Origin of the sequence: Eubacterium xylanophilum ATCC 35991 (assembly GCF_000518685.1) — a bacterium.
Lineage (GTDB): Bacteria > Bacillota > Clostridia > Lachnospirales > Lachnospiraceae > Eubacterium_F > Eubacterium_F xylanophilum.
Map to the genome: position 1 here is coordinate 125,494 of NZ_KI912471.1, position 14,072 is coordinate 139,565.

General features: G+C 35.8%; 15 protein-coding genes. 6 read left to right on the plus strand and 9 right to left on the minus strand.

What is annotated here, in order from left to right; translation table 11 throughout:
* The first annotated feature begins 2 nt into the window (after nt 1-2).
* The 6 genes from L877_RS0108990 to L877_RS0109015 all read left to right on the plus strand — a co-directional run bounded on the left by L877_RS0108990 (nt 3) and on the right by L877_RS0109015 (nt 5,415).
* Entirely contained in the window at nt 3-515 is a 513-nt protein-coding gene (locus tag L877_RS0108990; RefSeq protein WP_207637253.1) for a cell division protein SepF, read from the plus strand.
* Between the two features lie 24 nt (nt 516-539).
* Complete coding sequence (locus tag L877_RS0108995) at nt 540-1,916, plus strand: DivIVA domain-containing protein (RefSeq protein ID WP_026835786.1); 1,377 nt, start codon at nt 540-542, stop codon at nt 1,914-1,916.
* A gap of 20 nt (nt 1,917-1,936) precedes the next feature.
* The gene (gene lspA, locus L877_RS12830) at nt 1,937-2,452 is read left to right on the plus strand and encodes a signal peptidase II (protein ID WP_051437778.1); all 516 of its coding nucleotides are present in this window, start codon (nt 1,937-1,939) and stop codon (nt 2,450-2,452) included.
* Complete coding sequence (locus tag L877_RS0109005; RefSeq protein WP_034785500.1) at nt 2,445-3,371, plus strand: RluA family pseudouridine synthase; 927 nt, start codon at nt 2,445-2,447, stop codon at nt 3,369-3,371. Before lspA ends, L877_RS0109005 begins: the two co-directional genes overlap by 8 nt.
* Before the next feature lie 353 nt (nt 3,372-3,724).
* Complete coding sequence (locus L877_RS0109010; RefSeq protein ID WP_026835788.1) at nt 3,725-4,090, plus strand: BlaI/MecI/CopY family transcriptional regulator; 366 nt, start codon at nt 3,725-3,727, stop codon at nt 4,088-4,090.
* Nucleotides 4,091-4,347: 257 nt separating this feature from the next.
* On the plus strand, nt 4,348-5,415 hold the full coding sequence (locus L877_RS0109015; RefSeq protein ID WP_026835789.1) for a tyrosine-type recombinase/integrase: 1,068 nt from the start codon (nt 4,348-4,350) through the stop codon (nt 5,413-5,415).
* 13 nt (nt 5,416-5,428) lie between these two features.
* Here the strand turns inward: L877_RS0109015 and L877_RS0109020 are convergent, their stop codons facing one another.
* The 9 genes from L877_RS0109020 to L877_RS0109060 all read right to left on the minus strand — a co-directional run bounded on the left by L877_RS0109020 (nt 5,429) and on the right by L877_RS0109060 (nt 14,045).
* Nucleotides 5,429-7,630, minus strand: a complete 2,202-nt coding sequence (locus tag L877_RS0109020) for an N-acetylmuramoyl-L-alanine amidase (RefSeq protein ID WP_026835790.1) — start codon at nt 7,628-7,630, stop codon at nt 5,429-5,431.
* Nucleotides 7,631-7,757: 127 nt separating this feature from the next.
* A complete protein-coding gene (locus L877_RS12835; protein ID WP_034785503.1) occupies nt 7,758-8,075 on the minus strand; it encodes a LysM peptidoglycan-binding domain-containing protein in 318 nt (105 codons plus the stop codon).
* A gap of 138 nt (nt 8,076-8,213) precedes the next feature.
* Nucleotides 8,214-9,728: a MutS-related protein gene (locus L877_RS13620; RefSeq protein WP_051437779.1), complete on the minus strand. Its 1,515-nt coding sequence runs from the start codon at nt 9,726-9,728 to the stop codon at nt 8,214-8,216.
* Between the two features lies 1 nt (nt 9,729).
* Nucleotides 9,730-11,298 carry a MutS-related protein gene (locus tag L877_RS0109035; protein WP_026835791.1) on the minus strand — a complete coding sequence of 523 codons (1,569 nt, stop codon included), beginning with the start codon at nt 11,296-11,298 and terminating at the stop codon, nt 9,730-9,732.
* A gap of 60 nt (nt 11,299-11,358) precedes the next feature.
* A complete protein-coding gene (gene rpoZ / locus L877_RS0109040; RefSeq protein WP_026835792.1) occupies nt 11,359-11,589 on the minus strand; it encodes a DNA-directed RNA polymerase subunit omega in 231 nt (76 codons plus the stop codon).
* 38 nt (nt 11,590-11,627) lie between these two features.
* Nucleotides 11,628-12,272 carry a signal peptidase I gene (lepB, locus tag L877_RS0109045; protein WP_051437780.1) on the minus strand — a complete coding sequence of 215 codons (645 nt, stop codon included), beginning with the start codon at nt 12,270-12,272 and terminating at the stop codon, nt 11,628-11,630.
* Entirely contained in the window at nt 12,265-12,897 is a 633-nt protein-coding gene (gene gmk, locus L877_RS0109050; RefSeq protein ID WP_026835794.1) for a guanylate kinase, read from the minus strand. Before gmk ends, lepB begins: the two co-directional genes overlap by 8 nt.
* A gap of 9 nt (nt 12,898-12,906) precedes the next feature.
* Nucleotides 12,907-13,140 carry a DUF370 domain-containing protein gene (locus L877_RS0109055; protein ID WP_026835795.1) on the minus strand — a complete coding sequence of 78 codons (234 nt, stop codon included), beginning with the start codon at nt 13,138-13,140 and terminating at the stop codon, nt 12,907-12,909.
* A gap of 26 nt (nt 13,141-13,166) precedes the next feature.
* Nucleotides 13,167-14,045, minus strand: coding sequence for a YicC/YloC family endoribonuclease (locus L877_RS0109060; RefSeq protein ID WP_026835796.1), 879 nt, complete (start codon nt 14,043-14,045; stop codon nt 13,167-13,169).
* Nucleotides 14,046-14,072: the final 27 nt, after the last annotated feature.

The window sequence follows — 14,072 nt, forward strand, 5'->3', positions numbered from 1 at the left end:
CGATGCCTAGATTAGAAAGTGTATTGAATTTTTTCAAATTAGATTCTGATGAGGATGATTTTGACGATTACGATGATTACAGCTATAATGAGCCAGAAGAGCAGCCAAGACCTGTTCGCAAAGCTCAGCCAAAGCCTAGACCAGTCTCAAGAGAAGTGGATGAGGATTCTAGACCTAAGTCGGGATTCTTGAACAGCAGAAAGGTGGTTTCCTTGAACAGATCAATGTCAGAGATTAAGCTTTTCCAGCCAACTACTTTTACAGATTCAGAGGAAATTTGTGAAACTCTTATCGAGGGCAAGCCAGTTATCGTAAATCTTGAGGACTATGATATTGACGAAGGTCAGAGAATCATGGACTTTATTTCAGGTTGTATCTATGCCATCGACGGAAATTATCATGAAATTTCAAGATCTATATATATATTCTCACCAAATGGTGTAAATATTGTTGGTGGACTTTTAGAGGATGCGGATGATGAACCATCCATCCCAACTCTTTCAAAAGATTTCTAGAAAATGATTTAGGAGGATTATACTATGCTATCACTTGATGAATTAAAACAAAAGAAAGTAGAGGCAAAAAGAAAAAAGTATGAAGCCGATGAGATGGATGCATACTTAGAAGTTGTATACTCTAATTACAATGAGGCTCTTGAAGCCAAAGACAAGCTAGAAGTTGAAAGAATAGAACTCAACAAAAACATTAAGAAGTTAAGTGATGGTATACAATATTATCGTTCTATTGAATCAACACTTCAGAAAGCTTTGGTTTTAGCTGAGAAAACTTCAAAAGAGACCAAGGATGCTGCAATTCAAAAAGCTGCACAGATTGAAAAAAGTGCCAATGATAATGCAAAAGCAGTTCTCGAAGATGCCAATACCAAGGCTGAGACTCTGTTGAGAGATGCTGATATCAAGGCAAATGCTGCAATTGATGAGGCTAATCTTAAGTCAGAAGAAGTATTAAATGAGACAAAGCAAAAGTCTGAAGCAATTTTAAGTGATACAAAGGTTAAGTATGACGAGCTTAAAGCAAAGTGCCAAGAGCTTGTAGATATATACGAAAAATACAAAGCAAGCATTAATGTTGCTTTGGATGCACACAAAGAACTTGTTAATAGCGAGAAATTTGATATCAAGGCTCCGGAGGAGTTTGATGCAACAGTAGATTTCAACTCGAATATCAATATAGAACCAGTTAAGACTGCCACTATAGACACAAGTTCTTTAAAGGTTGATCCTTCTCTTAGTAAGACATTGGAGACTGTGTCTGCAACAGAGATGACAGATGAGCAGTTAGCCAGCGTAGAACTTGAGAATAAGATTCTCAATGCAGATACTATTGACTTGACAACGACTCTCGAAGAGACTAGCAAGGTGATAGAAGAGAGCGAGAAGAGTAATAGTGCTCCTGAAGTTGCTTCGGTTGAGCCAAAAGTCGAGCCAAAAGTTGAGGCAGCACCTGTAGAAGAGGATAAACCTTCTGAGGAGCCAAAACAGGTTTCAGAAGAAACGATTCGAGTTCCTTCTATCAGTGAATTGAAGGAACAGATGGCAGCAAACAATAAGGCTGATGTCGCAGAAAAAGTTAATGCGGTAAAAGAAAATGTTGCTGAGAAAGCCATGACAGCCAAGGAAGCTGTTGCGGAAAAAGCAAGTGAAGTCAAGGAGGCTGCCGTAGATAAGTTGAGCCAAGTTAAGGAAGCTGTATCAGATGAATCAAAGGCATCTAGTCAACCTGCAGAAGTCAGAGATGATTCTACAACTGATAAAGCCGGCAATTCTATGCTCGGTAATACCACAGGAAGTATTCCTACCTTAGATTCCTTGCTCAAAGATTTGAACGAGAATAACAAAGGTGGAAATAATTCCGATGATCCATTTGAATTTCTTGGATCCGTAGATGACTTTTAATATTATTGGGAGATAATTTGATGACAACTCAAACAAGTAAATTAAAAACAAACATTATATTTTTTGTAATGTTTGTTTTACTTGTCTTTATAGACAGAATAACTAAGATATTTTCAGTAAATACTCTCAAGGAAAAGCCGGATATTGATATTATAAAGGGCTTTTTGCAGTTGCACTACCTTGAGAACAGGGGAGCAGCATGGGGCATGTTCCAAGGCGCTAGAGTTATATTTATTATTATAACTGCCATTATTATAATAATCAGCATTGTATATTTGATCAAATCAGACTATACAAAAGGAAATCTATTGCTTAGAATAGCAATAATTCTACTGATTTCCGGTGCTATAGGAAACCTGATTGACCGCGTATTGTATACATATGTAGTGGATTTTATATATGTATCAGCCATCAATTTCCCCGTATTTAACGTCGCCGATTGCTATGTGTGTATAGCAGCTGCATTGATTATTATATATAGTCTAAAATCCGAAGATAAAGCTAAGGATAAAGGAAAGGAAGAAGAACATGCCTGAAGTAAAGTCTTTTAGGACAGAACTTGATGAAGAAATGAGAATTGATCAACTCCTCACCGAGCGATTTAACGATTTTTCGCGTTCCTATGTTCAAAAGCTTATCAAAGAAGGAAATGTCAAGGCAAATGGGATAATTGTATCCAAAACGGGCTTTAAAGTCAAAGATGGAACTGATATAGAGGTTACCGTGCCAGAGCCTGTTGAATTAGATATAAAGCCAGAAAATATTCCGCTAGATATTATCTTTGAAGATGATGATGTTCTTATCGTCAATAAGCCCAAAGATATGGTTGTGCATCCGGCAAATGGACATTATAGCGGAACATTAGTCAATGCATTAATGTATCACTGCAAAGACAATCTATCAGCAATTAACGGCGTTCTTAGACCAGGTATCGTTCATAGAATAGACAAAGATACAACTGGCGCTCTTATCGTATGCAAAAATGATAAAGCTCACAGATTTATAGCAGATCAGCTCAGAGAACATTCTATAACTAGGACATATGAAGCAATCGTTCTAAATAATTTCAAAGAAGATGAGGGTACAATTGACAAACCTCTCGGTAGATCCCCTTTGAACAGAAAAAAGAGAGCAGTAGTTCCTGATGGAAGACCGGCAATAACTCATTATAGAGTTATAAGCCATCTGAATCAACGATATAATCATATAGAACTCAACTTAGAAACAGGTCGTACACATCAAATTAGAGTACATATGAAGAGCATCAATCATCCATTATTAGGTGATACTTTATATGGAATAGTAGATAAACAATTTAAAAATCTCCAGGGACAGACCTTACATGCAAAAAATATTGGATTCATCCATCCTACATCCAAAGAATATGTTGAATTCGAAGCAAAAAGACCTGAATATTTTGATAATCTTTTAAGAATTCTGTCGGATAACTCTTGACTTTTTAATTCTATTGTAGTAGAATAATATTAGTTTCCATTTTTTTGGTTTATATAGTAAAAAAGTTATGTACCTTATGCGTTAAATCGTGATTCTACTAGTATAGAATCACAAGATACAACAATGGATACTATGTGGCATTTTCCAGGTTACCACAATTGTAGCATTTGTTGGCATGAGAAAGCTTTCTACATTGATAGAAAAAGGTAGATAATGAGTAAAATATTTGTAGTGTTGTGGTAGTTATATTGAAAGTAGTTATAGTTGGATATACTATATCCAAACCAATGTATTAATCAAAATGTCATAATGGAAATTGGTATTACGCGCATTAACTGAGGAGGTACACGTGGATGAATGTACAAAAGAACAAAGAGATCCGTCTACACGAGGGGGAACTTAATGTAATGGAGTTGCTTTGGAGCAATAAGGTATTGGCTGCCAAAGACATCGCTAAGATTATCAAAGAATATATCGGATGGGAAAAGAATACAACATATACTTACATTAAACGTCTAATAGACAAAGGTGCAATAACTCGTGAGGATCCAGGTTTCCTTTGTAAAGCATCAATTTCTAAAAAACAAGTACAGGAAATTGAGACTAACGTATTGTTAAAGAATTTATTTGAAGATTCTATCTCAACATTTATTAGAGATTATTTGTCTAATGCAAAATTATCTTCAGAAGATAAGGAACAACTAAAAAAACTTATTTAAATTTAAATTTAAATGCCTAATCCACCAGATACTAGTTATTTGGTGGATTTTTTTTGGGGGAATGTATTCGGAATCGCATAGCGCTGGTCTTACTCACGCGTTCGTAAGACAATAAACGCATATTGCTGGTCTTACTCACGTCTTTCGTAAGACAATAGATGGGATAGTCTTATAGCTCTCTTGGACAAACTCCAGTTTTTCAAAAAGACTTGAAAGGAAAATGGGGATATGATATAATATTTATTGAGGTGAATATTATGAGCAATCCAAAGAATAATTTAAACTATCACGAAGAAACCGCACGTGCAAACACTCTTAAGCTCAGGCAAGTCCTGAGTACTATGCCGGTATTTGCAAAGGATTATTTTCGTGCCATAGAACCAAATACATCTGCAAAAACAAGAATATCATATGTTTATGATATCAGAATATTTTTCTACTTTTTGATTACAAGCAATCCTACGTTTAAGAATAAAGAAATCACTGATATACGTTTAGATGATCTTGAAAAGCTTCAAGCGGTTGATATTGAAGAATATCTTGAGTATTTAAAGTATTATGAGGACAAAGACGGCGTTGTGCATACTAATAATGAACAAGGTCTTCATCGCAAACTTGCAGCTCTCAGGAGTTTTTTTGCATATTATTATAAGCGTGAATTGATTGATAATAATCCTACAGTGATTATAGATATGCCAAAACTTCATAAAAAAGAGATTATTCGTCTAGATTATGACGAAGTTGCTGATTTACTTGATTATGTTGAGCATGGTGCTGATAATCTGACTGGAATGAAAAAAACATACTTTGAGAAGAATAAAGTGCGAAATCTTGCCTTATTTACTCTTCTACTGGGAACAGGTATTCGTGTATCTGAATGTGTAGGACTTGATATAAATGATGTGGATTTTAAAAATAATAGAATAAAGATCATACGCAAGGGAGGCAAGGAAGACTTTGTGTACTTTGGAGATGAGGTTGCATCTGCATTGAGCGATTATATCGAGCAAAGAAAACATATTGTAACCAAAGAAGGTCATGAAGAGGCTCTATTTCTTTCTATACAAAAAAGAAGGATTACAGTTCAAGCTGTTGAAAACCTTGTTACCGATTGCGCCAAGCATGTTACAACAGTAAAGCATATAACGCCACATAAGCTTAGAAGCACATATGGAACCAATTTGTATCAGGAAACAAGTGATATTTATCTTGTTGCTGAAGTACTTGGACATAATGATGTTAATACCACCAGAAAGCACTATGCGGCACTAGCCGATGAGAAGAAACGGCGTGCCGCAAATGCTGTAACCTTACGAAAGGATTAATTATAAGGAGTTTTTATCTTCCAGTAGAATACTTACTAAATAAGGACTCAATACAATTATATATTACATTGGTTGCCTTAGACTGGAATGTTGAATTTACAAGTTTTCCATAATCAGAGCTTCCAGATAAGAATCCAAGTTCAATAAGGACGGCCGGTACAGTATTACGTTTTGTTACGTAATATCCGGCGGTCTTAACACCTCTGCTCTTCATCCCCAACTTATTTACCAAATTACTTTTAAACAATGAAGCAATCTTCTTACTGGTAATTCCGGAGAAGCTACTTTTATTGTTATTAGTTGAATAGTAAACTTCTGTACCATTTGCAGATCCGCCGGAAGCTGAATTCATATGTAAACTTACGAATACATCTGCGCCAACTTTACTGGCAAATGCAGCACGACTTGCAAGGGTGATAAACTTATCAGTTCTTCTGGTCCAATATGCTTTAATTGTCGGAGCATTGCTTGCAAATTTCTTCTTCATAAGAGTATACATCATCTTGAATGTTAGATCTTTTTCTTTTGTGCCCTTGTTAGTAGCACCAGAATCATATCCACCGTGACCGGCATCCAAAACAATAATATTCTTATAAATCTTTTTAGGATTTCCGATATTAACAACAAAACTGTCATTAGTTTCATATATCTTATATCCCTGTAATTTAGAGGTCTTGATGGTAAATGTTGTCTTCGATGATGAAGAACTCACAGAAACCTTTTTAATAACGTTTGAGTTAATGATTGCAGGATTCTTCTTAAAGAACGCTGCATGGCTTCCCTTAATCATAATTTTGAACTTATATGATGGATTCTCAACTGAGTACAAATCCTCATTTGTTACATTAGATATAGTAGCTCCGGTAGGTTTTGGAATCTTGAGTTCATAGGAACCAAGATTATTAACCTGAGGTAACATAACATTAACAGTAAGCGTATTATCAAGGTTTGTATAGGCGAAGTCAAGTGTCTTATCACTAGTTATCTTCATCTCGATTTCACCATTACCATTATTTATAACTTCAAACTTCTTAACACTTCCTATAAAGCCCTCATAAGTATAGTTTTTAGGATTATACTTAGTAGTTGTTGGGAACTTTATAGAAATAACAGAATCATTTCTCTTTACAGTGACTTTGTTCATAAGGTCGGTATTGGTTCCTGCAATTGAAAAAGTAATACCACCTGTGAGCTTTACAAACTCAGATTTGACTGATTTAATATAATTTACACTTGAATCTTCTTTATCGGAGTTCTCTCCTTTCCAATCAAAGAAAGTTTGACTTTGAATAGTAAGCTGTGCGCTTTTCTTATTCCATGTGTATGAATATCCGAGTCCTTTTAATACAACATTAGCTGGAATACATAGAACGCTTGTCTGAGTATCCAAACGCTTAATATCAAGCGCAGTCGTCTTCATAGCCACATCTTTTCCATCAATTGTTAGATTCAACTCACCCTTAGTAAGCTTTACCGTTTTTCCCGTATCATTGTTTGTAATAACAATCTTGCCGGTCTTGGCATCGTAATTGTACTCAAGACCCATAATCTCATTACAAACTTCTTCTACCGGAACATATATAGCATTTTCAGCTTTAACTACAGGCATAGTTTTCAATGAGTGAACATTATCATTATATTTAAATTTTCCATCAACTGTTGAAATATGATCTGCATTATTGTAATTTATTGCAATCGAGCTATTCACATAAATCGTCGACTTTGATACAGTGTAATTTAAGTGAAGATACTCGCTTACATACTTAATTGGTACATAATATTTTGTTTTCTTCTTTGATACAAATCTCACCTTTGCAGGTGCTGCTTTCATTTTGACAGAAGAATCATTCACCTTAGCAGTTTTGCTCTTTATGGTAAACAAGGCAGTCTGTCCATCTCTAGAAGCTGTTATAGTCTTCTTATTAGAGCTTATAGTGGCCTTGATACCACATTTTTTTAATACATCATCATAAGCTACATACTTGTATCCGTTGATGATAATTCCTTTGAACTTTTTCTTTGATACAGTTTTATTATTATACTTAACAACGAACTGTTTTTTCTTGTACTTCTTAGTTTTTCCGCCATTAATCTTAAGCTTTATTGTAGCAGCACTAGAATTGTTACTTATGACGCAACATGCTCCTATAAACAAAACAGTCAGCAATACTAAGAATTTCAAAGTGATTTTGAAATATCTACTACTTCTAGTCATCTATACACACTCCTAACTTTTTTTCTACTGCATAAGAATATCATATAACATTGACAATAATATGTCAATGTTATACGATAGTTTGATATATGTTTGAGTATGTATTAGGAATTAGCTTAATTAGAACTTATCTGTATACCTCAAAATTTGGTACAATAATATACTTTCCAGCATGAATCTCATCTGATGCCATGTCATTGACGTACTTAATCTTTTCTACGTAAGTCTGTAGTGATGCCTCATCACTCACTTCCATTCTGTCCTCGGCAATCGACCAAATCGTATCACCTGATCCGATGCAAACAGAATCATATGAAACCACTTTATCAAAATTTAATGAATATGTCTGCTCTGCATTAGAATAATTACCTACCCATATTCCTAAGGCAAAGGCAATAACAATTGCAGAAAAAACAATAATATATTTAACTGAACTCTTCTTCATAATAAATCATCTCCTACACAACTTGTTAAAATACTTTCTCATTACCGAACATATTATCCGAACAAACTATCCGAACCTCTGTTCTGAATATATATTATCACACGAACGAATGTTTGTCAACAAGTTTTGTAGAAAAATTTAAATATCTCCGATCATTTCCTTGTACAAGTCTGTTCCGTAGCTTGAATAGTGGGGTTCACCCTCAATCATACGATAGGTTCTCTCTCCACTTGGGCGTCTGTCAGCAATCAAAAACTTTATATCTTGACTGTTTGATTCGAACATTTTTCTTGCAAATTCATGAAGATGAGTCACCATCATAACCTGGATTTTGTTCTGATACAATGGAACTAAGATATTCTCTGCAATTTTAGAGCCCTCTTTCTCCGTCGTGCTAGCAAAGGATTCATTGAGCAGAACAAGGCTATCCTCGGACAGATTGTTTATTATTGTATTCATTCGATTCAACTCATCCTCTAGACGACCTAACGATATCTGAGCATCTTCTTTTCTCGTAAAATGAGTATGAATATTGGAATATAGCGGACTTATATACTTTTTTGCCGGTATTGGCATTCCGCATTGCATTAGGACCTGGGCAATGCCTATACTTCGTAGAAAAGTGGACTTTCCGCCTTGATTTGCGCCTGTGATAAGTGTCATAAGTTTATCTGTGGTAAATGTATTGGGCACGGGATATTTTTGAGAAAATATTCCGAGACTTATCTCATACAAATCCTCAAAATACTTTTTGTGTCTATCTTCTGACACGTTCCCCTTGCAAAGAGAAAATCCCAATTGACCCATGCGCTCCCTAAAATTATTTATGCCATTGTAAAAGTTAACTTCTCTATATAAATCAAAAAAATAAGTCATGAGCTCATCAATAAAATCATTATATTCATCAATTATCTTTTTGATGTGAGCCTCTATATATACTTTGATATCTTTGTTTAACTCTTCTCCCTCAATCAATACCTTGTCCTTTTTTGAGACGCGGTAGTAGAATTTCTTGAATGACTTGGAGCTGTTGCTTAGCTTTGGATGCTTCTTGGTATTGCAGTCGAGGAAAATACTCTCATCGATTTTCAAACCGCCACTGAGACGAAGCGAGAAAACTCCCTCGCCCCCGGTAACATAGAAAAAAAGCTGCTTATGAAATTCTATCATTTCTTCTATCGGAAGCTTGTTAATGCGCTGACCAAATGCTCTCAATCCCTCTGAGCTAATCGTATAATCTTTATTATTTATTATACTTTTGAGATTGGCAAATATATCCAGCGCAAGCTCCACATATCTTAAAACTGCTAATATGACGCCTGCTCGCTCCGAACTTTTCCCACGATTTTGCTCGAGTTCAGCTTTGTATTGTCTAGTCTCGTTATATGCCATATCAGCTAAGTCTGTAAGTTCTTTGCAAAGCCCTTTGTTGGCCCACAAGTCATCGCTGATGGCATATCTGTACTCAAGTTCATCCGCATTTTCAAGGGGGGTAATCATCACTGTCTTGATTGCCTCGATTTTCTCTGGACTTTTACCGGTCATAACATTCATAACAACATTAAGATTCAGATCTTTTTGCAAGTCCTGGAAGGAGCTATACATGCGAGCATTCTTCAAGGATTTATCTCTATATAGTAAAAATGGTCTCATCTCAATCACCTTTCTCCATATTCTTAAGTCGCTTTGTTAGGCTTTCTAGATCTAGATTATACTTTTTCAGAACATTTTCCGAGTAACCTAGCCCCTTCGCTTTCATTGGCAAAATCTTATATGTTCGCCTATTTTCCCTAGAACCATCAACCTGAGCAACCATACTTTTAATTCCCGCTATCTCGTCTTCATCGGCGATTTCCTTGATGTGTGTAACGTATATGCCGGAACATTTATGATCTACAAAATGGTCTATGACCTTTTTCGCCATGATAATAGCATCATAGGTTGTAGCTGTGGTAAATAGTTCATTGAGAATTACAAAATTGTTAAAATTATTATCAAGCATCATCGGCTTCAGCCTTTTCAACTCATCTTTGAGCTTACCGGCACCACTCTCCAAGCTCTCTTCCACTTCGAAATGTGTGAGAAGTTGTCTATAAACAGGTGTAATCATAGCCTTACATGGTGCTTTGAACCCAAGCATAGTCAGATAAATAGTCTGCCCCACAGCACGCGCCAGCGTAGTTTTTCCCCCTTGATTTGGCCCGGTTATCACGAGGAAATTACATCCGTTATAGTCTACATCATTTCTCACCACATTGTAATCTATCAATCTATTGTGCCATGCAAGTGCCAGATCATATACTTCTGTAATTTGGAGATTAGCTTCAGTGTCAACCTGAGGATAATTTAGAGTATATCCAAAATTATTCAGCTGTTTCTCAAATTCAAATATTGCCACAAAAAACAACAACTCATTTTTGAGATTATCAAAACTATCTCGTCCAAAAGGCAACTTTATACTTGCAAATTTCTTTAATGCAAGAAAAGCCTCCGGATTACTTCTACCTAGAATCGATACAATTAAATCTTCAAACTTGCTCGTTTCCAACGGCGAAGGGAATATATTATTTACATACTTTTTCTTCTTTTTCTCGTCAGGAATAACATCAAAAGCCTCTAAAAAATGCTCCAATCTTGCCTGAACGGACTCAGTTGTCTCCTCTTCTTCTTGACCTATGACTTGTATCTCATTGTCATTCATGGAGAGAGTTATCCTAAGCTTTTTAAATTCTCCATATGCCTCATCTACACGAGTAGAAAAGCTTTCAAATTCCACGTCCTCATTACTCTTTTGTAAAATATTCCGCAATTCCAGGAGTCCCGTCGATTTAATATCTGCCTGGGACAACTCCCTTTGCATTCCATTTATGGCATTACAATAATGTCTTCCCGAGATGAGAAGATAGCTGCCTTTTTTTACTGGATCATCGATACTCTCTGCCAGCTCCAAAGTCTTTTGCATTTCAATTATATTGCCGGTAAAACTCTTGCAGCATTTTAAAAGCCTCGGATTATTTTCCAGGTCTTTGAAAATTTCCTGACGGTAAATAACTGTATTCTCACTTTCGGGAAGAGTATAAAAATATCTAATTAGAGGAAATTCTCTGTATTTGGATATTATCGCATTGATGATTCCATCGAGCTTTAAGTCTATTATGTAATTGGGACACAAAACATTGTACTTGGGAATTTCACCCGAATAAAGTAAACTAAAATCAGACATAATCAATACCTCATATATGAATTAAGGCTTACCAAATGGTAAGCCTTTTTTTCAATATTCTTAATCTTCTGGGGCAATCTTAATCGCCTCAGTAGCTAACTCTTTGATTGCAATACTAAGTGGCTTTGGATAATCGCCCTTTACCAATGGCTCTGATCCGTCAATAATCTGTCTTGCTCTCTTTGAAGTTGCGAGAACAATTGAATATCTACTGTTTACTACTGGATGCTCACCCGGCTCTACTGCAGAGTTTACAACGTTCATTAAATCATTGTATGATGGATGTAACATATGCATATCCTCCTTTTCTATTTAACAAATATTCTAAATTATTTATCTATAGTTCCAAATTTACTAATAGGCCAAATTCTTAAAACAGCACGGCCTTGAATTCTATTCAACTTGATTGGTCCTATGATTCGACTGTCTTGGCTTACACCTCTGTTGTCGCCGAGGACAAAGACTTCATCGTCCTTAAGCTTAATTGGCTCTTCAGCTATTCCAGCCTCATCCATGCCTTTCTTGGCATATTTATCTTCAACCTTTTGGCCATTGATCAATATATCGTTGTCCTTGATTTGGATTGTCTCACCCGGCAAACCATAGATTCTCTTAACATAAAGCTCATCCTCAGATTTTTTGTAGTCTTCAGGTGGCTCAAAAGTGATAATCTCATATCTGCTTGGTTTCACAAAACGATAAGAAATCTTATCAATAAACAAGCTTTCACGATTGTGGAGAGTATTCTCCATTGACTGACCATTTACAACTGTTCTTTGTACTACATAATTGGGAATTACGTAGATACAGCAGAAAATCAAAACTGCATATAGAAGAATCTCTCCAATAATACTCTTGGCACTCCTCTTCTTCTCTTGATTCTCATTCTCTGCTTCGCCTGACTCCACAGCAGCGAAGGGATTTGAGGTTACCTCTTCGTCCTGCTCTGTTGTATTGTTTACATTATCATTCATTTTGTATACCTCTCTTCATCTCTTCAAGTTGCATCTGAATGTTATTAATAATTCCACCGGACTTATCTGCTCTCAAATGCTGCATTGAAATAATATTATGAACGTTATTTACTGCCTCATCTAACGTATCATTCACGACTATATAATCATAATTATTCATAGAATCACTCTCGGTATATGCCATAGCAATTCTTTTATCAATGACTTCTTCAGACTCTGTTCCACGTCCAACAAGCCTCTCTCTAAGCACTTCTGCACTTGGTGGTGTGACAAATATAAGTAGTGCTTCCGGAAACTTCTCCTTCACGAGCATGCCACCCTGAACTTCAATCTCAAGAATCACATCTTTTCCTTCATCTAATTGCTTTTCAACAAAAGCCTTAGGGGTGCCATAATAATTGTCAACATACTTGGCCCACTCAATAAGTTCAGACTTTTCAATCATATTTTCAAAGTCTTCTTGTGTGAGAAAGTGATAGTGAACTCCATCAATCTCTCCCTCTCTCGGCGACCTGGTGGTTGCAGATATAGAGAGCGCATAATCGTACTTTGACAGCAACTCCTTGATAATAGTTCCCTTACCAGATCCTGAAAAACCTGAAATAACAGTTAAAATTCCTTTCATAAAAGCCCCTTACTGATTCAATCTACTGGCCAAGGTCTCTGTATTAAGCGCTGAAAGCAATATTATATCATCTTCCATAATAATAACAGATTTGGTTTTTTTGCCACAAGTGGCATCTATATAACTCTCTGTTTCCTTGGACTTTTGAATCAATCTCTTGATAGGAGCAGAATCTGGACTAACAATACTATAAATCTTATCTGTATTGACAAGATTACCATATCCTACATTAATATATGCCATGCCAGTGCCCCCTTGTAAACACTCTTCTATTCAATATTCTGAATCTGCTCGCGAACCTTCTCAATCTCAGTCTTGAGTAATATTCCATACTCCGCAATAGTAGAATCATTGGCCTTTGAGAGTGTGGTATTGGCCTCGCGATTAAGCTCTTGGGCAATAAAGTCTAATTGCTTACCCATAATAGTATCGCTATTAAGGACATTTCTAATATTGGTAATATGAGCTCTCAAACGAACTAGTTCTTCGTCAATGCATATCTTATCTGAATACAATACCAACTCACTGGCAATGACAGAATCATCTAAGTTCTTGTCATTCATAACTTCTTCTAGTTTATTAGTCAGTCTTTCCCTGTACTCATCAAACACAGAAGGTGCTCTATCAGCAATCTTTTTGACAATATCCTCAATATTGTCAATCTTAGCTAAAAGATCATCTCTGAGCTCTTTGCCCTCAATATTTCTTGTTTCAACAAAAGCATCAATAGCCTTGTTTACAGTATTTTCGATGATTTCTTTCATCTTGTCATCGTCCAAAATCTCGTCATTTCTCTGATATACATCAGGAAATCTCGAAATCATATAGGCATCAACTTCACCAGGAATAGACAAATCTTTGGAAATATTACAAATCATATTATAATATCCAGATGCCAATTCCTTGTTGTACTTGATTGAATCCAATTCTTCGGATATGATATCAAAAGAAACAAAAACATCGATTTTTCCGCGAGAAACACGACTTTTTATGAGTTTTCGTATAAACGCCTCGTATTTAAATATAATCTTAGGGAGACGTATATTGATATCACAAAAACGATGATTTACAGATTTTATCTCAACAGATACTCGTGCGCTTTCGTCTTCGCTGTCGTATCTTCCATAACCTGTCATACTTTGTATCATTAGTATTACCTCCAAAATGCACCTAAA

What these genes read in the sequence shown, in the direction of transcription:
- L877_RS0108990 (WP_207637253.1), top strand. Translation starts at nt 3, where the DNA reads ATGCCTAGATTAGAAAGTGTATTGAATTTTTTCAAATTAGATTCTGAT.
- L877_RS0108995 (WP_026835786.1), top strand. Translation starts at nt 540, where the DNA reads ATGCTATCACTTGATGAATTAAAACAAAAGAAAGTAGAGGCAAAAAGA.
- lspA (WP_051437778.1), top strand. Translation starts at nt 1,937, where the DNA reads ATGACAACTCAAACAAGTAAATTAAAAACAAACATTATATTTTTTGTA.
- L877_RS0109005 (WP_034785500.1), top strand. Translation starts at nt 2,445, where the DNA reads ATGCCTGAAGTAAAGTCTTTTAGGACAGAACTTGATGAAGAAATGAGA.
- L877_RS0109010 (WP_026835788.1), top strand. Translation starts at nt 3,725, where the DNA reads ATGAATGTACAAAAGAACAAAGAGATCCGTCTACACGAGGGGGAACTT.
- L877_RS0109015 (WP_026835789.1), top strand. Translation starts at nt 4,348, where the DNA reads ATGAGCAATCCAAAGAATAATTTAAACTATCACGAAGAAACCGCACGT.
- L877_RS0109020 (WP_026835790.1), bottom strand. Translation starts at nt 7,630, where the DNA reads ATGACTAGAAGTAGTAGATATTTCAAAATCACTTTGAAATTCTTAGTA.
- L877_RS12835 (WP_034785503.1), bottom strand. Translation starts at nt 8,075, where the DNA reads ATGAAGAAGAGTTCAGTTAAATATATTATTGTTTTTTCTGCAATTGTT.
- L877_RS13620 (WP_051437779.1), bottom strand. Translation starts at nt 9,728, where the DNA reads ATGAGACCATTTTTACTATATAGAGATAAATCCTTGAAGAATGCTCGC.
- L877_RS0109035 (WP_026835791.1), bottom strand. Translation starts at nt 11,298, where the DNA reads ATGTCTGATTTTAGTTTACTTTATTCGGGTGAAATTCCCAAGTACAAT.
- rpoZ (WP_026835792.1), bottom strand. Translation starts at nt 11,589, where the DNA reads ATGTTACATCCATCATACAATGATTTAATGAACGTTGTAAACTCTGCA.
- lepB (WP_051437780.1), bottom strand. Translation starts at nt 12,272, where the DNA reads ATGAATGATAATGTAAACAATACAACAGAGCAGGACGAAGAGGTAACC.
- gmk (WP_026835794.1), bottom strand. Translation starts at nt 12,897, where the DNA reads ATGAAAGGAATTTTAACTGTTATTTCAGGTTTTTCAGGATCTGGTAAG.
- L877_RS0109055 (WP_026835795.1), bottom strand. Translation starts at nt 13,140, where the DNA reads ATGGCATATATTAATGTAGGATATGGTAATCTTGTCAATACAGATAAG.
- L877_RS0109060 (WP_026835796.1), bottom strand. Translation starts at nt 14,045, where the DNA reads ATGATACAAAGTATGACAGGTTATGGAAGATACGACAGCGAAGACGAA.